Genomic DNA, 23,182 nt, shown 5'->3' with positions numbered 1-23,182 from the left:
AAGCGTCTCTGCCCCTTTTTTATTCTTTATTTTGCGCTTTTCCAACGATCATAAGCAGTTTGATTAATTTTGACAAGCTCATCAATGCCCATCTTATTCATTGTACTCACATATTCGTCCCATTTCTCTACTGGCTCTTGGCCGACGATAATTTTCGCCTCCATCTGCTCCACAAATGTGCGAACGTCTACACTGATTGCATTAACTCGCTGTGCCTCCTCACTCTTGAAATAAGTAAGTGGGAATGCTTTCTGGGCATAAGGAAGATAGGGCTTAACCTGGTCATTCAATACAAAACCTAACCAATCCGGCTTCAGAAATTTGCGTTCCAACGCTTCATTCGCGTAACCATACCCCAGATTTGAAACCTTATTGTTCTTGAAATCGTTCTCCAGCATCCCTTGAGGTACTATATATTCGATATATTTGGGGTCAGTATTTGACCACTTGTAGCTCTGCCCCTCTATTCCATACTGTGCCAGCTTGTAACCGTCCTCGCTATACAAATAATCCAACCAGCGTATTGTAGCTTCAGGATGCTTGTTGACATTGGTAATTGCAAAGTTACCCCGGCGAATTACATCTTTTTCAGGAACGATCGGCTTTGACAGCCCTTCACTTATCAATGGCGGCATCTGCGGATTGTCCAGAATATTTGCCGGTGCGATCTGCTTGTCCTTCCCTCCGAAAATAGGCAGACTGTTTCCCATCACTCCATACTTTCCGCTCTCACCTTTTGCTATCATTTGCGGATAACTTTGCGAGAAAATTTCATTATCGAGTAATTTCTCCCGATATAGCTTCTGCATAAAGGCCAGATAGTTTTTGTATCCCGGTTGTGTAGGTACGAATCGGGCTTTATCGCCGGATACCTCAACCATGTCAGATAAATGTCCAAAATAGGATAGCAGAATGGGACGCAAATAAGTAAGCTTATTGGATCCTGTTAAAGGTATTTCATCAGCCTGGCCGTTTCCGTTAGGGTCCTTTTCTTTGAAGTCCTTCAGCAGTTGATACAATTCCCCTGTAGTGGTCGGAAGCTTTGTAATATTGAGGTTTTTCAGCCATTCACCATTAATGAACAAGCGATAGAAACGATCTCTCGGATGATCTGCGACTTGCGGCAGTGCATAAATATGCCCGTCCGGTGTTGTAATTGACCTTTTGATTTCAGGATTGTTCTTTAATATCTCTCTAATAGTGGGCGCATATTTCTCGATTAATTCATCCAAAGGTATCAACAGGCCCTGAGTTCCATAATTCATTTCATCATTGGCATCCAATCCTCCCAAGAAAAATACATCAGGAAGCTCATTGCTGGCAAATGCCAGATTTTTACGTTCCTTATAAGAGGAGCTGGGAATCGTCGTAAATTCGAATTTCACATTCGTTTTTTCTTCCATACCTTTGAAAAAGTAAAGGTCCTTCCACGAACGCTGCATATCATCAGGCCCCATCATTTTGAGTGTAATAGGGGTAGGTACAACCGGAAGCCCTGTGGAATTAAAGTTAGCTGCAGCCCCCTTGTCAGACGGCTTGGGCTGCTTCTCCTCCGAGTTTGTACAACCTGCAAGGGACAAACCTGCAAGGATAACACTCATCGTACCGATTATGGTTTTATTGAACATTCTAAATACCTCCCATTTGTATTAACAAAATCTCCAACCGTCATTGCTTCAATGAGCCGATCATCACACCCTGCACGAAATGTTTTTGGACAAAAGGAAACACAATCAATAAAGGGAGTGCCGCAATAATCATGACTGCATATTTGATCAATTCGGATATTCGGGTCTGCTCCGACATATCCATTTCCAGATCGCTGCCAGTTGTCAGCATTTGAGCCGATATTTCCTGCTGAACCAATATTTCCCGCAGAAATAGCTGCAAGGGGTACAGTTCCCGATTGGACAAATAAATAAGTGCATTAAAATATTGGTTCCAATGGCCGACTCCATAGAATAAAGCCATTACCGCGATTAGCGCCTTGGATAAGGGGAGAATGATTTGCATGAACAAGCGAAAATCAGAACAACCATCCATTGCGGCTGCTTCCTCCATTTCCTGAGGAACATTCCCCTGGAAAAAAGTTCGCGACACTATGATATTAATCGCACTTGCTGCACTTGGCAGTATAAGCGCCCCATATGTATTCACAAGCCCTAAGGACTTTACCAGCAAATAAGTCGGGATCAAGCCTCCGCTAAAAAACATCGTGAATACAACAAACAATGTAAATGCCTGGCGTCCTGCCAGATTTCTTCGGGACAAGGCGTAGGCGCAGGGAAGTGTCACCGCTAAATTGAGTGCAACTCCGCCAACCGTATACACAATCGAATTCATATAGCCAGTCCAAATATCCGCATTACGGAACACGCGATTGTACCCCTCCAAGGTAAAGCCTTTGGGGAAAAGCCACATTTGTCCCGAGTTCACATAGGTAGGGTCACTTACCGAAGCGCTAACTATATACAGAAGTGGATACAAGATGAGAGCGACAAGTAGAAGGAGGAACGTGGTATTCGCTGCCTGAAATAACCGGTCGCCGCTAGATTGCCTTAACATAATTCCATGCCCTCCCTGTTCATTAATACAGACATCTTAATTTGAAAATGGCCCTTGTGGCTTCGTACTACCATAAGCTGTTTCCGCTCCTTCTAGCTAGTTGGTTGAATAGGAGCAAGACGCTAAAATTAATCACATTATTGAACAAACCGATCGCCGCAGTATAACTGTACTGGGCTTGCAGCAGGCCATTACGGTAGACATGGGTTTGAATAACATCTGAGGCATTCATATTTAGTGGATTTTGCAACAAATAAATTTTCTCAAAGCCTACGTTCATAAAGCTGCCCAAATTTAAAATGAACAAGATAATAATCGTTGGCATAATTCCGGGTATATTGATGGCAAAAATGCGTTGAACCCGAGTAGCACCATCGATCTGGGCGGCTTCATGCAGTTCGGGGTTAATGCCTGAAAGTGCAGCTAAGTAAATAATGGCTCCCCAGCCGAGATTCTGCCATTCCCCCGAAAGCACAAAAACACTTTTGAACCACCCCGGCTCCGTCAAAAATGCAATAGATTCACCACCAAAAGCACGAACAAACACATTGACGATTCCCGTTGTTGGACTTAAGAATGATAAAATCATACCAGATATCACAACAACCGAAATAAAATGCGGTGTATAGGTTACGAGCTGCACAAAGCGTTTAAAGGCAGCATGCTTCAGCTCATGGATCGATAAAGCGACAATAATGGAAACAGGAAACAGCACTAACTGATATAAATTGATCAATACCGTATTGCCAACAAGCTGCCAAAAATAGTAGGAGCGAAAAAAACGATCGAAATGGTCGAAGCCAATCCACGGACTTCCCCATATCCCTTTACTGGCTATATAGTTCTTGAAAGCAATTTGCACTCCATATATAGGAATGTAATGGAAAACCAAAAAATAAATAAAAGCAGGTAATAGAAAAAGATATAATTGCCAGTTTTTACTTATTTTTCTTCGAATGAAATTTGGACTGATTACGTTTCCGTTCAATCCGGTAACGAATTTGTTGCTTGTCATTAAGACTTCTCCCTTTCATATGGACTCTCGTTCTAAGCCCAACTATAGGAGGTCATCCGCTTCGGTGTAAATAAGCAGATTAAATCGGAATCGGCGAATTTCCTACAACAAAAATCGCCTACTCCGCAATTTTGGATTACGGGTTCCAATGCGAAGCAGGCGTTACAGCCTAATCATTAATAGAGGGTGTGTCCATCTTACTATAAGCTTTGCGATACTCGCCGGGGGTAATGCCCTCCATTTTTTTGAACTTCTTAATGAAGTTAGACATATCCTGGTAGCCGGTTTCCAGAATAATTTCTTTAATAGGCTTATCAGAGCTCACGATCGCCTGCTTGACTGCTTCCACACGAAGGCGCAAAACATATTCGGTAAAAGTGGTTCCGGTCTGCTCTCTCACAAATCGGCTTATATAAGAAGCAGAAAGCCCGAATTTCTGGGAAAGCATGTCCAGGCTTAACTGGCTGGATCTATAATTCAGAGTGATTTCTCCGACAATCCTCTCGCATAAATCGGCTTGCTTATGATCCTTCTGGACTTCTACATAGTCGCATATACGAATCACAACTGCTTTGATTCGCTTGCGCAAATCATCCAGCGTCTGAAACTCCATCATGAGTCGTGTTTCCGGCCAGTCAAAACCAATTTGCATCGTTCGCATCTGTTTAAGCACCGTATTAACCATGTCGAAGCAGACGCAGCGCAGCAGTAGAATGGATTGCTCCGTTGAAGCAATACTATCCAGCAGTCCTTCAAGGGTTTCCAGACAAACGGTGCGGTCCCCTAGCTTCAAACTCTGGTTAAATTTGACCTGCTCTCCCAGAGAGTAACTATTCGTCTGATCTTGAATCTGCGAAATATCTTCAAAAAACAAAATACGTCCATTGTGTGATTGCAAGCGATACTCCAGCATAGCCAAACCTTCGATCAATGAACGATTTAGCAGGGACAGTTCCCTGCAAGCCGTACCTACCCCGATGAGGGGGCTTAATTCAAATTGCTCTGAAAGCCATTGTTGTACAAGTTCAGCGGTTTGTTCACGGAATGCCCTTGTTTGTTGGGAGACATCCTCTACCGATACAACCAGGGCGACAACCTGTTCCTCCATAAGCTCAAGACCGAACCCCCTGCCCCCATCAAAGTGGACTCGATGCAGCATTTGTAAGACAGCTTCGCGGTTTTTCATATCGTCAAGCACGGAGTCCGAAATACCTTCCTTCAAGGAAATGGCGATTATAAAGTAATATTCCCCTTGAAGCTCCCGAAGGTGCCTATCATATAAGGGATCGCCATCAGCATTTAGCTCTAATCCACTGCCTTTCAGCAACCTAAAAAGAGCTTGCTCCTGTACTAAGGGTCTTTGGTGCTCTAGGTCGAATTCCAATCTTTTGGCATAATCGAATATGTCATCGACTGTACTGCGAATCCAATCCAATTCATTTGGTTTGCGTTCTACCGCATATTGGCTCTCCTCGTTGTTCCGCCTAAGACTCAAATGCTCAGCTAATGAACGAATGGGACCAAATTGCTTGAAAGAGAGAAACACGGCTATAGCAAGGCCAACAAGAAGGACCGTTAGCAGCAGAATCCTGACTACCATCTTGTATTGAATGACACGCTGCCAGAACTGGTCCGTTGGCATCACGATCACATAGCTCCAGCCGGTAATTTCCGACTTTTCACTCATGATCGAATAACGGGAGGAACCGATCTCATTAATGGTCGATACCTTGGAAGATGCTAACAAATTCCGGATTTCTATCATATCCAATGAATCCAGTGTTCGTTCAGCAGCCAATACATCGCCCTTTTCGTTTAAGAGATACACATCTCCCTGAAAGTTGCCCAGCATATCCTTCATCGTATTGGTCAGCACGGATTCGTCAATCAGGAATAATACGGTTGCATACGGGTTGCTGCTGTTGGGCAGAACCGGAAATAAGTAAGTTAATAACCGCTTCTCCCTATCTCCTTGCAATGCAACAGGAACCGCAGGTTTAAGCGTAATTTGCTTAACTGAGTTCAGCTCCTGCTGGAAGATGCGACTGTTCTGATCCGAAAAGCGATACGTCTTTTTAGTTAAGACATCCAAGGAAACGACGCCTTCAGTCGAATAAATATGGTCATCTCCGCGAAAAAACAAAAAAAGCTCTTCGAGAATTGCGCTGTTAGCCTTATACTTGGCGATCTCCTTAACCGTTTCGGAGGCATAATAGTCATTGACCTTGGCCATATAAGGAGAGAGCCGGTAATCGTTAGCCATTCTAGCCGCTAACTGGTTCATGCCGAGGATTTGTTGATCCAATAAAGCACGGACTTGATTCAGCTTATAATGATTAGACATCTCAACTTCATTCTGGACAGTCTTGACCGCATTTGTATATATAAAAAAACCAAGTATCACAAAAGGTGTCGCAAAAACCAGTAGGTAGGATAGCAAATACTTATGCCAAAGCGTTATACGGATACGTGATAAACGTTTCAAATCTGACACCTCTCATTTATGCATGTAAGCATCCACAGTATAAACGAAACAACCTACTTTGCAAATAAGCCATATTTGCAAAGTAGGTTGTTTATGATATAAGGGTTTACTATATAGGGAGAATAGGATACGGTTATAATCAACAATAAACCTATAGAATGTATTGTTACAAAATAATGGATTGGGTAATAATAGTATATTATTGTCTCTGAGGAGGAGTCTTATGGAGAGACATTTAGATTTACTGCTTTCTCAATATGGCTATATCGGCATATTTTTAGCGTTAGCGCTTGGGGTTGTCGGAATACCTATACCTGATGAATTATTACTGACCTTCATTGGAAACAAAGTATCACAAGGAACACTAATTTTAATATTTGCATTAGGCAGCGCCTTCTTAGGGTCTATAACAGGAATTACACTTAGCTATATAATTGGACAAAAACTAGGCCTTCCCTTGTTAATCAAATATGGACGCAGAGTACATATTACTGCTGATCGCATTGAACGAACCCAGCAAAAAATCAATAAGTACGGAAGTATATTATTAATATTTGGATATTTCGTGCCCGGTCTTCGTCATATTATAGCTATAACAGCAGGCACTTCGAACATGAATTTTCGGAAATTTGCACTTTTCTCCTATCTGGGTGCACTCATATGGTGTGCATTTTTTATTTTCATTGGACGAGGGTTCAGTGATAAATGGCACATCGTTAGAAATTATATTTTTGCGTATCGTACCTATCTTCCATCCGTTATTTTCATTATTATCGTTGTTATTTTAATATATTTTCTTTATATAAAAAAACCACGACAAAAGCCTGAGTAATTTATGTAGAAATCATGTAGAGCTTACCGATTTGCACAATGAAAAAAACCGCAATTTAGCGGCTTTAGAAGGTGAATATACTTTGCGGGCCTGCTATGCGCAAGCCCGTTTTTTGCTCCAGCTCGAATCTGGCTTGATCGTCTGCATATAGATCGTGATAATGCATCAGTACTAGCTTCTTCCGTATGTTCTCCGGCAATGAAAGCAGCTCCGCTAACGAAGTATGGGACTTCAACGTATCATTTTGCAAATGGCATTCATGAAAAATAGTTTGGATCCGATCCGGCAGCGAGGTGAGAAAACCACGGTCTAACGAGGTATCACCAGTAAAATAAAAATACGGGTCCGCTACAATTCCATGCGAAGACATTCCAGGAACATGATGAGTTTGTACGAGTTCAAATGTGGTATGGCCGATTGTGAAAGCCTTCCCTGCCATTCTTACATCAAAATAATCCTCCAAGGTCTTTGGCCCTGTCATCGAAGGTTCCATACCCGCTCGCAGAGTCTGCCATAATTCCTCGTAAAGCTCCTCTGCAAATATTAAAACAGGTTTGCGCTTTGCATATACTCTAAAGTAATTTCCTAATAGCTGTAGCCCATTGATATGATCCTCATGCAAATGAGTAATAAAGACATGCTCAATGTCCGTCAGCGCTTTGCCTAGCTTGAAAAGCTGCTGACAATTCGATTCTGGAAAATCGATGACAAGATTCGTATTATCAAATTCCAAGAGCACACTGTTATGGCCTTGCTTAAAGCTAAACATGTCTCCTGCTCCCAAAAACGTCAATTTCAAGAAAAATCCTCTCCTTTATTGTAATCAAGCGAGTGTTATCACACCGATAATTCCCTCAATTCATTCCTGTTATTATAGCATGAAATGGAAATTCATTGACTCGAAACACTTAAAATCCCATCTACGCTCGTGAATATTCATACTAATTATTCCGATATAGCAAGTGTGAATTATTAATCAAGGCATAGGAATCAATCCAACATGCTCAGCCCTCTTGTTATGTAAAACCGCACTAGTATAGGAAAAGACAAGCATAGAATAAGTGATTGACAACTTACTAGACTGATGATAAAGTACACTCAAGAAATATCGATAATTCATACCTGTTAACTTGGTATTATGTCGAATTATATAAAGGAAATTGCTGACCGTACAAACGGAGGTATCCTCGTTATGCTGCTTATTTCTATCCGGGCAGCTGCTGAAGGTACCTTTTTATTTTTCGGATACGACCTTGTAAATCTCTGGAAAGGATGTGTATCCTACGAGCACTCCACTATTAGACATTCAGCATTTGAACAAAGTTTTTACAACCTCAGGTCATTCCGTACATGCTTTGCAGAACATCAACCTCGGCATTAAAGAGGGAGAATTTATTACGGTAATCGGGCCGAGCGGCTGCGGCAAGAGTACATTGTTGCGCATTATTGCCGGACTCGACACCGATTATACAGGCAAGCTTAGCCTTGCGGGACAGCCTGTCCTCGGACCTGGCATTGATAAAGGCTTCATCTTTCAGGAGCCACGATTGTTTCCCTGGCTGACGGTGGAAAAAAACATCGCTTCCGACCTCTCGCTGCATGATCCAAATATTCGTCGTAAGGTCGATGAATTAATTGATCTGGTCAAGCTGAAGGGCTTTGAGAACGCGTATCCCCGTGAATTATCCGGCGGTATGGCACAGCGCGTATCGATTGCAAGGGCGCTGCTTCGTAATCCGAAGGTTCTCCTGCTTGATGAACCGTTTGGGGCACTCGACGCTTTTACCCGCTCGCATATGCAGGAGGCGCTTTTGGATATTTGGAATAAAAACCGCACTACGATGATATTCGTCACCCATGATATCGATGAAGCGGTCGTCCTGGCTAACCGGATCGTTATTCTGAAGCCCAGACCAGGAGAGGTTCGCAGCGTCGTCCATGTCGATCTGCCGTTCCCGCGCAAGAAATCAAGTACATCATTTCAGGAAATACGTTTTAAGGTGCTGAATGAATTCGAGAGAATCGAAGAGCTGTCCTGGGGTCAATCCGGAGCAGGCATCTAAATGCAGTGATTTCGAATGTGATTAGAGAACAGCCCATACTGAGAGGAGAACTACATAACCATGTCTTTACACAAGCCTAACAAAAGAGGGCGATCCGTCCTACGATTAACCCTATTCGTTACTCTCGCAGCCACGATGCTTGTCGTCCAGGCGTGCGGACAATCAGCTAACAAGGAGTCGTCCAGCTCTTCGGCAGCACCTGCAGCAACCGCTCCAGCCGCTTCGGCTGCTGCATCCGCTCCAACCGCTGCCGTCAAGGTTCCTGAGGTATTAAACTACAGCTTCGTAGGCACAACCGGCAAGCAAACCGGCGCCGAGGGCTGGGGCTTCTACACTGGCATCATTCCCAAGGTGCTAGCCGAATATGGAATCAAAACCGTCAATGCCGTAGGCGGCGGAACCGGCCCGGATATTAATGAAGCCGTCCTGGCCGGCCGAGTCGATGTCGGTTCTATGGGTGATACTCCCGCTCTGCTCAGCCGTGCAACCGGAAGCAAAACGAAGCTGATTGGCTTTGCTTCTACTAATACGGAGAGCTACCTGCTGGGCAAGAAAAATGGTCCCAAAACCATTAAAGACCTGGAAGGCAAAACCATTGCCGTTGTAAAAGGCTCTCTCATGCACCGTTATGCCGTCGGCTTGCTTAAGGAAAACAACGTAAATGCCAAAATCATCAATATGTCCTGGGCGGACTCCTATGCCGCATTGGCACGAGGGGATATCGATGCCTTTGCCAGCGCTACTTATGACTATACAACCTACAAATTGACTCAGGAGGGCTTTCCGGTGCTTGATCGTGCCAAGGACCACCCCCTGCTGCTGGCGACCTCCATCACGATTGCTTCAGAGGCTTACCTGAGCAAATATCCGGATTTCCCTAAAGCGTGGGCAGCAGCCCGAGACGCTGCTTTGAAGGACCTTAGAGCCAACCCGGATAAGTATTATGCTTATGTCTCGGAAACAACAAAGGCTCCCCTTGATGTCGTTCCGATTTTGTATTCCATTGATCTGATTTCCGATACGGCAATTTCTACAGATGGTGTGAAGCGTGTCGAAGAAGCCAAAAAGTTTCTTGTAGACGAAAAGCTCGCAGCAAAAGATTTCAACCTTAACGAATGGATACTTAAATAATAAAAAAACGGAGGTAATTAACCATGACACAATCCAAAGAAAGAAAACTACACTTAGGCGCTTTTCTGACAGGTGCCGGCTCCAACGTCGCATCCTGGAGACATAAGGATACACCATCTGACGGACCTGTTAACCTCAAGCTGAATATCGAATTGGCTCAAATTGCCGAGCAAGCCAAGTTTGACTTTGCCTTTATCGCAGACTCTGCCTACATTACGAAGAACTCAACCCCTTATTTTCTAAGCCGGTTCGAACCGCTTACCCTACTATCCGCCTTGGCGGCAGTGACCACGAAGCTGGGTCTGGTCGGTACATTTACCACTTCCTTTAGCGAGCCCTTTACCACAGCCCGTCAGCTGGCGTCACTGGATAAGCTGAGCGGAGGCCGTGCCGGCTGGAATGCGGTCACCTCCGCTTTGGAGGACGTTGCCAAAAACTACGGACAGGAGAAGCTGCATGAGCACGCTGTTCGCTATAAAATTGCCGCCGAGTATATTGAGCTGCTAAAGGGCCTTTGGGACTCATATGAGGATGATGCCTTTGTTCGCGATAAGGAAAAAGGTATTTATGTGGATTTGGACAAGCTGCACACGCTTGATCATAAAGGCGAGTTCTTTTCTGTAAAGGGACCTCTGAACATGGAGCCATCCGCTCAGGGACGGCCGATCGTATTCCAGGCTGGAGCATCGGATGAGGGACGGGAATTGGCAGCCAAAGAAGCTGATGCGATATTCTCCAACTCCAGCGACCCGGACATTGCCAGAGAATTCTACAAGGACGTGAAGCAGCGGGCGGCCGCTTACGGAAGAAAGCCCGAAGAAATTCTGATCTTCCCTGCAATTACACCGATCATCGGCGCAACCGAAGAAGAGGCACAACGGAAATACGAGCAAACGAGCGCTTATGTGGATATTGATCTTGCCATCAAATATTTAAGCCGTTTTTTCAGCTTTTATGACTTTACCCAATACCCATTAGACGAGCCACTTCCCGATTTGGGTGATATCGGCAAAGATAGCTTCAAGTCAACGGCGGAATATTTCAAACGTATCGCCAAAGAAGAAAATTTGACTCTTCGTCAGTTGGCACTGCGCGCTGCAAGCCCCAAGGGCGATTTTATCGGAACAGCTGAGCAGATTGCCGATAAGATCCAAAAGCTGTTTGAAGCTGAAGCCGTTGATGGATTTATTATATACGGCTACGTACAGCCGGAAGGATTGCGCGATTTTGCAGAGCAGGTTGTCCCTATTCTTCAACAGCGCGGATTGTTCCGTACCGAATACGAGGGGGACACGCTTCGTGAGCATTTGGAATTGCCTTATCCCGTTAACCGTTATACGAAAGCGCGGGTGAACCAGCATGAGCAGCAAAACGATCAAACTGTCCTCCACCCAGCCAATGGCTGAGATCCAAGCCAAGCGGACCGAGCCTGTATACAAGCAAAAGCTGTACAAGCTGCTCACCGGGCTCGCTCTTCCGGTGACATTAATAATCGTGTGGCAAATTCTTGGTGATCACGACTATATTTCCACCTTATTGTTTCCAACGCCGACAACCATATTGGATTCTTTAATTACCCTCTACCAGAGCGGCGAATTGATGGATAATTTAAAAGTCAGCCTGGTCCGCATCCTATCCGGCTTTGCGCTTGGCGCCGGCTTGGGGTTTGTAATCGGGATGGCAGTTGGACTCATCCGCTATGTTGAAAAAACACTCGACCCTACGATCCAGATGATTCGTATGGTTCCGCATTTGGCGCTTACCACCCTGTTCGTGCTCTGGTTTGGAATCGGGGAGACCGCCAAGGTGCTGCTGATTGCCAAAGGCGCGTTTTTCCCGCTCTATATTAACACCTACCTTGGTATTCGCGGTGTGGATAACAAATATTTTGAAGTCGCCAAGGTGCTGGGCTTCAGCCGTTTCAAGCAAATCATACGCCTGATTATTCCGGCATCGCTGCCCAATGTATTTCTCGGAATACGGCTGTCGGTAGCCGTTTCCTGGCTCGGCTTGGTCGTAGCCGAAATTATGGGGTCGACCTCAGGAATCGGATACCTGATGATGGATGCGCGTGCGATGAGCATGACCTCAACTGTTTTTGTAGGCATTCTCTTGTTCGCCATACTGGGCAAAATTTCCGATATCATCGTAGTCAGCCTTGAAAAGCATTGGCTGAGATGGCGCGACAGCTTTCAAGGACTATGAGGAGGAGGTTAACATGAGCACACCGACTGAGCAGCTATCTGCTTCACCTTCACGATCCGCAGGACATGCTGCCCATCCTTCACTCTGGAGAAGCAGATTGAATGATACGAGTATCTCCTTCGCTGTGCCGTTGCTTATTGTAATTGTATGGCAGGTGCTCGGCGCTACAGGCGTAGTCGACACGTTCTTTCTTCCTACGCCCTGGGAAATTATCAAAGGCTTCAAGGAGCTTTTCGTCACGGGAGAGCTGCTGCTCCACATTGGCGTCAGCGTGGGCAGAGCGGCCAGCGGCTTTTTGCTTGGAGGTTCCATTGCCTTCCTGTTCGCTGTATGGACTGGATTTTCCCGCAGATCGGAGAACCTGATCGATCCTTCTATACAGTGGTTCAGAATGATTCCGAATCTGGCCATTGCGCCATTGATCATTCTTTGGTTTGGATTTAGCGAAACCTCGAAGATTGTTATTATCGCTGTCGGCTCTTTTTTTCCGATTTACATCAACACCTTTATAGGTATCCGCAGTGTGGATAACAAGCTATTTGAAGTAGCTAAAGTACTACAATTCAATCGGTATAAACAAATCGTCCGGCTTATTCTTCCTTCCTCGCTGCCGAATGTACTGCTTGGTGTCCGACTCTCGCTGGCGATTTCGTGGCTCAGTCTTGTTGTCGCCGAATTAATCGGAGCGAGTGCAGGAGTAGGTCACATGATTCTGTTCTCGTCACAAAGCGCTCGTACCGATCTCGTGTTCGTTGGTGTTATTATTTTTGCAATTATCGGCAAGCTGATCGATTCCCTAGTCAAGTATCTGGATCGTAAATGGATCAGGTGGCGTGACAGCTACCGTGGATGAAGACCAGGAACATTTTACAACATTAGGAGGAGTTAGAAGTGGCCACTTATCCAAAAGGGACGAGACCTGTCCCCCCTGTATTCGATAATCTGGAGGATGAAAGACAGCACCGCAAGGAGCGTCTTGTTGCAGCCTTCCGCGTGTTTGCCAAATTCGGTTACGATGAAGGTGTGATGGGACATATCTCCGTGCGTGATCCAATCAAAACCGATCATTACTGGACCAACCCGCTTGCTTTAAGCTTTAAGCTGATCCGGGTAAGCGATCTCGTGCTGCAGAATCATGAGGGCGAGATTGTTCACGGACATGGCTATGTGCATGGCGGTGCCCTACAGCTGCATTTGCCCATCCAGAAGCTTAGACCCGATATTCAGGCAATCGCCCACACACATTCCATCTATGGAAAAACATGGTCATCGCTGAATCGAACGATTGATCCGATCACCTCCGAATCCGCGGTTTTCCATAAGGCGCATGATGTTTTTGACAGCTACAAGCATGGCGAGGGTGAAGCATTAGCCCATGCGATCGGAACCAATAAGGCTCTGATCCTTAAAAATCACGGTATCGTCACCTTCGGTAAAACCGTAGATGAGGCAGCTTACTGGTTTATATCTATGGAGCGCGCGTGCCAGGCGCAGCTGTTGGCTGAGGCTGTGGGTAAACCTGAGCATATTTATCAGGAACGCGCAGACAAAATATCACAGCTCTTCACGTCGGACATGGGTTGGCTCAATTTCCAGCCTTATTATGAAACCATTATCAAGGAGCAGCCCGACCTGCTGTTGTGATGAATAAGCGACAATTCTGGATAATCGCTGCAGTATCACTCGGGGTTCTGATGAATCCAATTAATACCACCATGATTTCAGTAGCATTTGCCAGAATTCAGGAGCAATTTGCAGTTGGCTTTACCGCCATATCCTGGTTGATAGCTTCCTATTACGTAATCAGCGCCATTGCTCAGCCTGTGATGGGCAGGTTAAGCGACGCATGGGGCAGCAGAAAGGTATTTATCGGAGGGCTGTTCATTGTAACACTCTCCTCCCTGCTTGCACCGTTGTCTCCCGGAATCGGCTGGTTGATGGTATTTCGCGGCTTGCAGGCTGTCGGAACGTCAGCCCTTCATCCAGCAGGCATGAGCATGCTGCGGCATTATGTGACAGAAAAGCAGGCAAAAGCACTCGGGACCGTCAGTGTATTCTCTGCAGCATCCGCTGCCCTCGGTCCGTCCTTGGGCGGCTTTCTCATTCATTATAGTGATTGGCAGGCTATTTTTCTTGTTAACTTTCCAATCATTCTGGTTACCTTTGTTCTGGTCTTATTTGCTATCCCTCATGACATCAGTCGTGCGGCGGACCCATCATTACTTGAAACCGGCATTCATAATCGTGTTCCTTCTTACAGTGCCATGCAGTTTTTGAAAACGAATGTAAATGTCAGTCTCGTGTATGTACAATACATTTTGGTCAACATCGTGCTTTATTCCGTATTGTTCAGCTTCCCGACTTATTTGCAAAACGTTCGTCAATTGAATGCCGAGCAGGTTGGGCTTGTCATGCTGGCCTTATCCGCTCCCAATCTGTTTATTATTCCTTTTGTTGCAAGATGGGTGGATTCCAGCCATGTGAGCAAACCGATGCTTCTCGGTGCATGTACTTTGATAGGAAGTGTGTTAGCTATTGGACTGCTGCATAAGGTATCACCTATCCTGATCGTTTGCTTGGTACTGGCTATTCTCGGCATATCGAATGGCATACAGAATTTGACGCTCCAGACCGTTTTGTTTCAAATCGTACCCAAGGAGCATACTGGAATCTCCACGGGGCTGTTTCAAACATCGCGTTTTATCGGCACGATTTTATCCACCTGCCTGCTCGCTTTCATATTTGGAAGCCAGGTTTCTACAGAGGGACTTCACTGGATTGCCGTATCCTGTACCTTGATGTGTATCGGAATTATCCTGCTGTCCCTTCAATTAAGACGTAACCGAACCTGAACTTATGCATTTACAAAAGGAGAGTACCAACAAATGGTATCTAAACGAGTCAACAGCATTACCGACCTGATTGGAGAAACCCCTGTTGTCCGGCTTAACCGATTATCCAATGACCAGGATGCAGAGGTGTTCGTTAAACTGGAATACTTTAATCCCGGTGGTAGTGTTAAGGACCGGGCGGCTTTCAATCTGATTACAAGAGCCGAAAAAGACGGACGGTTAAAGCCTGGTTCGACCATTATTGAGCCGACGAGTGGCAATACGGGAATCGGACTGGCTATGGCTGCCGCCGCCAAAGGCTATCAATTGATTATTACCATGCCGGCCAATATGACGAAAGAGCGGATTAATATTCTAAAAGCCTACGGAGCCGAGGTAGTTCTAACGCCTGCGTCCACAAGAATGCCCGGAGCCATCCGCAAGGCGCTGGAGCTGCAGCGGCATATTCCCGGAAGCTTCGTCCCCCAGCAATTCGAGAATCCGGCGAACCCAGATGCCCACCGCACCACTACTGCCCTGGAAATACTGGAGCAGATGGAAGGCAATCTGGATGCTTTTGTCGCGACCTCTGGAACCGGTGGGACAATTACGGGGACGGGCGAAGTGCTGCGTCAGGCGCTGCCGGACATCCGTATCGTAGTGATTGAGCCAAAAGGCTCCCCTGTACTTTCCGGCGGAGAAGCAGGTGCCCATAAGCTCATTGGTGCGGGACCCGGCTTTATTCCTGGTGTGCTCAATCAGAAGGTTTATGATGAAATCGTGCAGGTTTCAGACGAGAACGCGGTTCGAACGATGAAAGAGCTGGCTGCCTTTGAAGGCATTCTGGTAGGTCCCTCCTCTGGTGCTGCGGTCTGGGCTGCGCTGCAGGAAGCACATCGACTCGGCAAAGGCAAGCGGGTGCTGTGTATAGCACCGGATAACGGCGAGCGGTACCTGAGCTCTGATCTGTTTGAAGAAAAGAAGGAGGACTGACCTTTGAACTATGATTCGATGTATCATCCCTACCCTTCCTTCCGTGCACCCACCTATGCCCGCAAAGGTATGGTCGCTACCTCCCAACCACTGGCCGCACAGGCAGGTCTCGATATTCTGAAACAGGGCGGTAATGCTATTGATGCAGCAATTGCGACCGCAGCTGCACTGACAGTTGTCGAGCCCTGCTCGAATGGGATCGGCGGCGATGCCTTCGCTCTTGTATGGACTGGGGGCAAACTGCATGGACTCAATTCGAGCGGTCCTGCGCCACAGTCCATCTCCATTGATGGCGTTCGGGCTGCCGGTCACAACGTGATGCCCTCCTACGGGGCGATTCCGGTAACAGTTCCAGGCGCTCCAGCCGCATGGGCGGAGCTGTCGCGCAAATTCGGCAAGCTTTCCCTTGCCGAAGTACTCCAGCCTGCGATTCGCTATGCCAAGGAGGGTTATCCAGTTTCTCCAATAGTAGCTCATAATTGGGCCAAATCGTTTGCTCAATATGAGCAGGTATTGAAAGGTGATATTTTCAAACCGTGGTTTGACACCTTCGCTCCGGGTGGTCGGCCGCCTGCAGCTGGAGAGATTTGGCGCTCATCCACTCATGCCCACACGCTGGAGCTGATTGGCGCCAGTGAAGCCAGAGCTTTTTATGAGGGTGAATTGGCCGAACGCATGGATGCGTTCATCTCCGCTGCCGGAGGTTATCTAACAGCAGACGATTTGAGCACCTATCGCCCGGAATGGGTTAACCCGATCAGTACGTCCTATAGAGGCCATGAGGTTTGGGAAATTCCTCCCAATGGCCAAGGACTTGTTGCTCTACTTGCTCTACGTATGATGAGCGGTTTCGAGGACCTGCAGCCCAACACTGTGGACACCTACCACAAACAGATTGAAGCGATGAAGCTAGCTTTTGCCGATGGACACCACTACATAACCGATCCCGCAAGGATGAAGCTGGATACGAATAGCTTGCTCTCCACCGAGTATACGAATCTGCGAAGAGGACTTATCGGGGAGCGTGCAAGGCTTCCGGAGGTAGGCAAACCTGTCGGTGGTGGAACTGTTTATTTGGCCACAGCCGATGGTGAAGGCAATATGGTTTCCTTTATACAGAGCAATTATATGCAATTCGGGTCCGGGTTGGTTGTGCCGGGTACGGGGATTGCCCTGCAAAACAGAGGAAGGGATTTCTCACTTGATGAAAACCATGCCAATCGGCTGGAGCCGGGCAAGCGAACCTATCATACGATCATACCGGGATTTCTGACACGCGATGGCGAGGCGGTAGGCCCCTTTGGCGTGATGGGCGGCATTATGCAGCCCCAAGGTCATTTGCAAACGATAATGAATACGCTGGATTTCGGTTTGCATCCTCAAGCAGCGCTTGATGCTCCTAGATGGCAGTGGGTAAAAGACAACACGGTGTGGGTTGAATCGGGTTTCTCCACAGCGGTGGCGCAAGCCTTGTCCAGACGCGGACATGACATCCAAATTGCGCTGGACCCCTCCACATTCGGGCGCGGGCAGATCATCTGGAGAGATCCGCATACTGGTGTTTTGTGCGGAGGAACCGATTCACGCGCAGATGGTATTGCGGCAGCCTGGTAAGGCGGTTAGTGTTTCACTTGATTAATAAACTTAAAAGCTGCGGATATAGCTCAACAGTGAGCTGCACCCGCTTTTTTGCTATTGAATAACATTAGAGCTCAACGATCTTGGTAGCAATATTTTTGCAAAATTCACTGTCATGCTCCACAAAAAGAATCGTGGATGAGTAACTCAGCAGCAGCTCTTCAATTTGCATCCGAGATATAATATCAATAAAATTGAGCGGCTCATCCCAAATATGCAAATGAACTTTCTCGCAAAGACTTTTGGCGATCAACACTTTTTTCTTTTGGCCGCCACTAAAAGAAGCTATATCCTTTTCAAATTGAACTCTGGCAAAATCAAGCTTCCTTAAAATAGATTTAAAAAGACTTTCATCAATCCCGTTATCTCTGGCGTAGTCCGTTAAGTTGCCCTGTAAATGCGAGGTGTCCTGTGAAACATAGGAGATTTTCAGCTGACTTCCCTTTCTGAAAGTGCCCGTATAGTTCAAGTTCTCACCGCAAATCAGTTTGATAATACTGGATTTTCCGGAGCCGTTTTTCCCTGTAAGCGCAATTCGCTCACCTTGCCCAATAGTAAAGCTGATATCGCTGCAAACCATCTTCTCACCATAATAAATGGACACATTTTCAAGCTCAACAAGTTGGTTTTTATGATAAGCAAGCTGTGAGATCTTTAAGCTTTCCGCATTTTCAATATTTTTAAGGAGCTTAGATCTTTCATCAATAGCAGATTGCTGTCTTTGCTCAATCGCTTTCGAGCGTTTCATCATTTTGGCAGCCTTGTGCCCAACATACCCTTTATCCACCTTCGAACCGGAATTTCTTGTACCGTTTTTAGTTTTTTCCACTTCGTGGGACCAGTGGCTCGTTCGCTCAGCAGCATCGGATAAGCGTTTAATGTCTTTTCTTAGCTTTTCGTTCTCTGCAAGCTCAAAGTTATCCTGTCTCTTTTTATTTTCCCACCATTCAGAGAAATTACCTTTTTGAATATCTACGTTAGTTTTATTAATTGAAAGGATGTGATCTACACAGTTATCCAGAAATGAGCGATCGTGAGACACCAGGATAAAACCGCTTTTGCTATTGAGATAATCACTGACCAGTTGTCTTGCGTTCATGTCAAGATGATTGGTCGGCTCATCAATTAACAGAAAACTGTTTTCCTTAAGAAATAACGCTGCCAACAGCACTTTCGTCTGCTCTCCATTGGATAAGGTATCAAAGGACCGATATAACACATCTTCATCAACCTTTAGCAATGAAAGCTCACGCAATAATTCCCAATGAGGAAAGTCTGGAGCAATGTCGCCGATTACATCAATGGTATTTACTTCCTTATTTTCGACATGAAAAGGGAAATATTCAAAGCTGACATGAGCAGAAATATTTCCGCTGTATTCATATTTACCAAGCAGCAAGTTGAGAAATGTGGTCTTACCTCTGCCGTTTCTTCCCGTAAATCCTAATTTCCAATCGGTATCTAGTTGAAAGCTTACATTTTCAAATATGTTATCGTAGCTGCCATCATAGGCAAACGTGAGGTTTGTAACACTGATTAATGACATAGAATGATCCTCCAATATGATATAAATCCAATCCACTATCTATTATTGGCAAGAAAAATCGCTCTAAACCACAACCCGTGCTTGACGAATACATCTATACATCATAAACATGGGCACATCCTGTGTGGTTGTACGTCCAGCCAGGCAGCACAAAGGAAGTAATAGATTCACAATTGGTGCATCTATTTTACCATATTACTTTTGGTGAAGTACTTGTATAACTAAACTATCCTGTTCATGAATTTCCCGAGCAGCCTGCCTCATCCAATCCATCTGGTCATCATAGCTCTAATCATATTTGGATATGATTTCCGCGAACAGCCGTTTCATATCACTTATTAGCTCCGAAGGATGCTTGACTGTGGCCTCATTGCCCAGCCCGATAAAAAATCTGGTATAAAAAGCGAGATCCTTCTGAGGAATTGGACCTTCCAGCCACCCTGTTCCATCCTCCCGGATATGCAAATGGGAACCCAGCCATAACACAGCCTCGCACATTTGAACACCTTTTGGGCTCAGTTCCGCATAAAGCTGCGTCGACTCCTTATCCGCATGGATATGCAACTCCTTGTTTGCAAGATGGATATGCCTGAGATCCATAGGCTCTATGCCGTCAGTATCGTATACCGCCGAATGAATTCGATCACAACGAAATATGCGAAAATCTTGACGCAGAAAGCAATAAGCTGGACAAAACCACAAGCCGCTATTGGCATAAATCCCTATTGGTTGTATGTGTCGGTCCGCCGCATCTCCCTGGGACTCATATTCGATGTGTAACACCTGTTGATGAACAGCTGCTTCGAGTAGGATCGATAAATATGGGGATTCCTGCTGTCTAGTTGGCGTTACGAAGTCCATCCTATTTTTTATTTGATCAATGCGATCGCGAACGTCACCGGACATATGTAAATAAAATTTGTCCAATGCGGAAGCAGATTCCGCTTCAAAGGGCAAAGAAGAATAATGACGAAGTGCATTCACCGCAAAAAACATCGCAACAGCCTCTTCTTCGGAAAAGGCGATGGGCGGCAAAATTCTTTCCTTCAACACCTGATAACCACCGTGAGGACCTACCTCCGAATAAAGTGGAACCCCCAGCTCGCTTAATTCCTGCAGGTCTCTTAACATCGTTCTCGTAGATACGCCAAATTCTATGGCAAGCTCTTTAACCGTAAATTTCCTTTTTCGGTTGACCGTCATCATCAGTTCCAACAAACGTTTCGATTTGGACATAACACGCTCCATTTATTTCAAATTTTATGACAACTGTTGTCACTATTATCCTCTACAATAGGGTTAAGATCAAATTTAAAGGAAAATGGTGAAGCAAATGCGTAAAATTATCGTGTTATTTTTTCTTGTTATGTTCGTTATCGGAACAGATACATTCTTGATCTCTCCGCTAATTCCGACACTGCAAAGTATGTTCGGTGTCCCTACGGAAAAGGCGGGATGGATGATTGGAGCCTACACCTTGGGTTCGGCGGTGTTTGCGCTAATCGCAGGACCTTTATCCGATGGATGGGATCGAAAAAAGGTCCTGCTGTCCGGCCTTACTTGCTTCGCAATTTCAACATGCTTATGCGGCTTCGCTGTTGATTTTTGGACCATGTGCTTGTTCCGCTTTTTGGCGGGAGTCAGCGCGGCATTCACAGCTCCGCAAGTATGGGCAGCTATTCCGACCCTGTTTCCTCCGGCCAAAATCAGCAAAGTGCTAGGTGTCGCCTACGCAGGGCTCGCTGTCTCTCAAGCGCTCGGTGTACCGATCGGTAGCCTGCTGGCAGTTGGCAATTGGTCTCTCCCCTTTTGGTCCATAGGCATATTTTCGTTCATGCTTGTGGCTGCTGCCTATTTCGTAGTGCCCAGCATGAAGCCTCAACAACAGCAAGGAGTTAAGCCGTCTATTTTCACAAGATACGTCCCCCTGCTGACAAGCGGCAAAGCGAGAGGCACCTTCCTCGCCTACTTTTGTGTCCATCTTGGGAGCAGCGCCGCCTTTGCTTTTCTCGGGAAATGGATGACGGACCGCTTTGACCTTTCGATTAATGAAGTAGGCTATGTTATTATCTTTTTAGGGCTTGGCAATTTAATCGGCAGCTTATGCAGTCCTTATATCATAAAAGCGTTAAATCAGTTTCAAACTATGGCGGCGGGTATGCTGATTGTTATTGTGGCTTATATCGTGCTACCCCATGTGTCGTCGGTTTATACTGTAAAAGGGGTTTACTTTTTCATTTTCGCTATCCTCGGCATCTTGTTCCCGCTTATGGTAGGACTGCTGAACAGTTTAAATCCGACTATCCGCGGTACCATTTCTAGTCTGGCTACATCAACGATGAATGCGGCGACAACGCTCGGAGCTTGGATGGCCGGAATGCTTTATGTGGTGTTTAACGGTTATACGGCTGTAGGTATCTTTACGGGGATCTGCCTGGCGTGCTCACTATTCGTATTTATCTCAAGCGGGGTTTTATCGACTGCAGCGGCAAAAAGCGAACCAAAAAATGAGACTGCTGCTTAATGCCAATTTTATTGGTGCACTTCCTTCAACAAGTCTTAGCCGCCTTAAACTCGTGTTTCACCCTCTGTACAGCCCAGAACTCAACCTTGCTGCAGGTTTTTGAAATGACGGAAAACGTCTTTTATCATACAACAGCAATGTTGAGCATTCATGGGCGTGAGTATTATTGCTTTTTCTTTTAGTGACGACTACTTCCTTGAACGCTTTTATTTTTCTCCGAGCTGGAATGTGTAATATTGAGGTCAATATGTATATCATGAATGGCATCGTCGGTTAGTAATCTATCTTCCGCCGGGGACATAGCCTTCCATTTGCCATAATGATACCGGAACAAGTCATACTCAAGATTCAAGACATCCGTTTTTTTATCGATCCCTGTTCGGAACAAACTTCGGATTTCAACTTCGATCGCTTTCTCCGTCTCGCTGGTTAATTGTCCGAAATTCAGCAGGTCATCTTTGGTCCGGTTGACTATATATCCTGTCGCTTTCATATTGACGTCATATTGCGGCCGATCTCCGCGACTCATATATTTCAGGCTCGCTTTCGGATTGTCGACGACGACTTGAACCGATGGATCTTTATGATCCGGTACGGGGATGCCTACGCGTATTATACCTGGCTGAACCCAACGAAGTCCGGATAATTCTTTCAAGGGGATATAGCTTCTATACGTATCGCTTTTGAGAAATATCGCCCCGTCAATCGTCAGTTTGGGATCAGGCTTATTTTTTACGGACCACTGAATTTTGTTAACGGCCAACGTCGGGATGCACGAAGTAAATCCCGGCTCATTGATCTGTCTGATCAATTGTTGAAGCCTTATCGAAGTCACGTAGGAATTCTGGGAGTGTGTCCCTTTCGGTTCGTGAAGAATGGTGCTGAGCGGAGACCGTTGGTAAAATCCGGGCACTGAAAAAATATCCTTTACCGATTCTCTCGTGGCATACACCCATGGAGTCAGACGATATTCATGATACCGGCTAAAACAGTCATAAATTTCTTTAATTCCTTCTTTTAATGCGCTTTCGCTAATCAAAAGAACTGTCACGTGCCCCCAAATGATTCTTTCCTGAGCCGTTTCATAGGGTTGAAATAGCGCCTCTTCGAAGGTATATCCGACCCCTTCGCCTATCCATATTCTCGCTGGCCCTTTTTTATCGTCGGAAGTTTTCGCAACGTTCTGGAAATCGATGAATTGGATATAGGCGTAATACTTTCCATCCTTGTAATCGACGCCTATGGCGTTCGCGTAATTCAATTTTTCAATATTTTTCATATCAGTGGCGCACCCCGAACCGAATAACAATTCAACGATCAAGACAAGTGTACATATCGATTTGCGCATCAGTCT

19 protein-coding genes are annotated in these 23,182 nt (G+C 45.7%); 11 read left to right on the top strand and 8 right to left on the bottom strand.

The genetic code is table 11. From position 1 onward, the window contains the following. Positions 1-26: 26 nt before the first annotated feature. The 4 genes from BK127_RS34260 to BK127_RS34245 form a co-directional block, all read right to left on the bottom strand. Positions 27-1,628: an extracellular solute-binding protein gene (locus tag BK127_RS34260; RefSeq protein ID WP_076236729.1), complete on the bottom strand. Its 1,602-nt coding sequence runs from the start codon at positions 1,626-1,628 to the stop codon at positions 27-29. A gap of 40 nt (positions 1,629-1,668) precedes the next feature. Then, positions 1,669-2,565: a carbohydrate ABC transporter permease gene (locus BK127_RS34255; protein ID WP_076236727.1), complete on the bottom strand. Its 897-nt coding sequence runs from the start codon at positions 2,563-2,565 to the stop codon at positions 1,669-1,671. Positions 2,566-2,632: 67 nt separating this feature from the next. After that, a complete protein-coding gene (locus BK127_RS34250) occupies positions 2,633-3,580 on the bottom strand; it encodes an ABC transporter permease (protein ID WP_076236725.1) in 948 nt (315 codons plus the stop codon). A gap of 169 nt (positions 3,581-3,749) precedes the next feature. After that, a complete protein-coding gene (locus BK127_RS34245) occupies positions 3,750-6,065 on the bottom strand; it encodes an AraC family transcriptional regulator (RefSeq protein ID WP_076236723.1) in 2,316 nt (771 codons plus the stop codon). A gap of 223 nt (positions 6,066-6,288) precedes the next feature. Here BK127_RS34245 and BK127_RS34240 point away from each other — a divergent pair, with 223 nt between their 5' ends. Further along, positions 6,289-6,897, top strand: coding sequence for a DedA family protein (locus BK127_RS34240; RefSeq protein WP_076236721.1), 609 nt, complete (start codon positions 6,289-6,291; stop codon positions 6,895-6,897). 64 nt (positions 6,898-6,961) lie between these two features. Here the strand turns inward: BK127_RS34240 and BK127_RS34235 are convergent, their stop codons facing one another. After that, positions 6,962-7,696, bottom strand: a complete 735-nt coding sequence (locus tag BK127_RS34235; protein ID WP_076236719.1) for an MBL fold metallo-hydrolase — start codon at positions 7,694-7,696, stop codon at positions 6,962-6,964. Positions 7,697-8,210: 514 nt separating this feature from the next. Here BK127_RS34235 and BK127_RS34230 point away from each other — a divergent pair. From BK127_RS34230 to BK127_RS34190, 9 genes are read left to right on the top strand one after another with little or no spacing between them, the layout of a single operon-like run. Beyond that, positions 8,211-8,960 carry an ABC transporter ATP-binding protein gene (locus BK127_RS34230; protein ID WP_256711577.1) on the top strand — a complete coding sequence of 250 codons (750 nt, stop codon included), beginning with the start codon at positions 8,211-8,213 and terminating at the stop codon, positions 8,958-8,960. A gap of 60 nt (positions 8,961-9,020) precedes the next feature. Continuing rightward, on the top strand, positions 9,021-10,091 hold the full coding sequence (locus BK127_RS34225) for an ABC transporter substrate-binding protein (RefSeq protein WP_076236715.1): 1,071 nt from the start codon (positions 9,021-9,023) through the stop codon (positions 10,089-10,091). A 23-nt stretch (positions 10,092-10,114) separates the two neighbouring features. Further along, complete coding sequence (locus BK127_RS34220) at positions 10,115-11,497, top strand: LLM class flavin-dependent oxidoreductase (protein WP_076236713.1); 1,383 nt, start codon at positions 10,115-10,117, stop codon at positions 11,495-11,497. Next, a complete protein-coding gene (locus BK127_RS34215; RefSeq protein ID WP_076236710.1) occupies positions 11,451-12,296 on the top strand; it encodes an ABC transporter permease in 846 nt (281 codons plus the stop codon). The genes BK127_RS34220 and BK127_RS34215 overlap by 47 nt, the downstream gene beginning before the upstream one ends. Before the next feature lie 13 nt (positions 12,297-12,309). Beyond that, positions 12,310-13,149 (top strand): ABC transporter permease, encoded by an 840-nt coding sequence (locus tag BK127_RS34210; RefSeq protein ID WP_076236708.1) that lies wholly within the window; start codon positions 12,310-12,312, stop codon positions 13,147-13,149. A 38-nt stretch (positions 13,150-13,187) separates the two neighbouring features. After that, positions 13,188-13,940 (top strand): class II aldolase/adducin family protein, encoded by a 753-nt coding sequence (locus BK127_RS34205; RefSeq protein ID WP_076236706.1) that lies wholly within the window; start codon positions 13,188-13,190, stop codon positions 13,938-13,940. Beyond that, entirely contained in the window at positions 13,940-15,148 is a 1,209-nt protein-coding gene (locus tag BK127_RS34200) for an MFS transporter (protein ID WP_076236704.1), read from the top strand. Before BK127_RS34205 ends, BK127_RS34200 begins: the two co-directional genes overlap by 1 nt. 33 nt (positions 15,149-15,181) lie before the next feature. Next, the gene (cysK, locus tag BK127_RS34195; protein WP_076236702.1) at positions 15,182-16,120 is read left to right on the top strand and encodes a cysteine synthase A; all 939 of its coding nucleotides are present in this window, start codon (positions 15,182-15,184) and stop codon (positions 16,118-16,120) included. A gap of 3 nt (positions 16,121-16,123) precedes the next feature. After that, positions 16,124-17,734: a gamma-glutamyltransferase family protein gene (locus BK127_RS34190; RefSeq protein WP_076236700.1), complete on the top strand. Its 1,611-nt coding sequence runs from the start codon at positions 16,124-16,126 to the stop codon at positions 17,732-17,734. Positions 17,735-17,825: 91 nt separating this feature from the next. Here BK127_RS34190 and BK127_RS34185 read toward each other — a convergent pair whose 3' ends face one another. Both BK127_RS34185 and BK127_RS34180 read right to left on the bottom strand, forming a co-directional pair. After that, on the bottom strand, positions 17,826-19,304 hold the full coding sequence (locus tag BK127_RS34185; RefSeq protein WP_076236698.1) for an Lsa family ABC-F type ribosomal protection protein: 1,479 nt from the start codon (positions 19,302-19,304) through the stop codon (positions 17,826-17,828). Between the two features lie 288 nt (positions 19,305-19,592). Then, positions 19,593-20,540, bottom strand: a complete 948-nt coding sequence (locus BK127_RS34180; RefSeq protein WP_076236696.1) for a helix-turn-helix transcriptional regulator — start codon at positions 20,538-20,540, stop codon at positions 19,593-19,595. A gap of 97 nt (positions 20,541-20,637) precedes the next feature. Here BK127_RS34180 and BK127_RS34175 point away from each other — a divergent pair, with 97 nt between their 5' ends. Beyond that, on the top strand, positions 20,638-21,828 hold the full coding sequence (locus tag BK127_RS34175; RefSeq protein WP_076236694.1) for an MFS transporter: 1,191 nt from the start codon (positions 20,638-20,640) through the stop codon (positions 21,826-21,828). A gap of 178 nt (positions 21,829-22,006) precedes the next feature. On the opposite strand, the gene BK127_RS34170 is transcribed toward BK127_RS34175, so the two are convergent. Continuing rightward, positions 22,007-23,176, bottom strand: a complete 1,170-nt coding sequence (locus tag BK127_RS34170) for a Ger(x)C family spore germination protein (RefSeq protein WP_076236692.1) — start codon at positions 23,174-23,176, stop codon at positions 22,007-22,009. Positions 23,177-23,182: the final 6 nt, after the last annotated feature.

It is taken from the genome of Paenibacillus sp. FSL H7-0331, assembly GCF_001956045.1.
The sequence above is the reverse complement of the archived record's forward strand: the minus strand, read 5'-3'. Positions and strand labels throughout refer to the sequence as shown.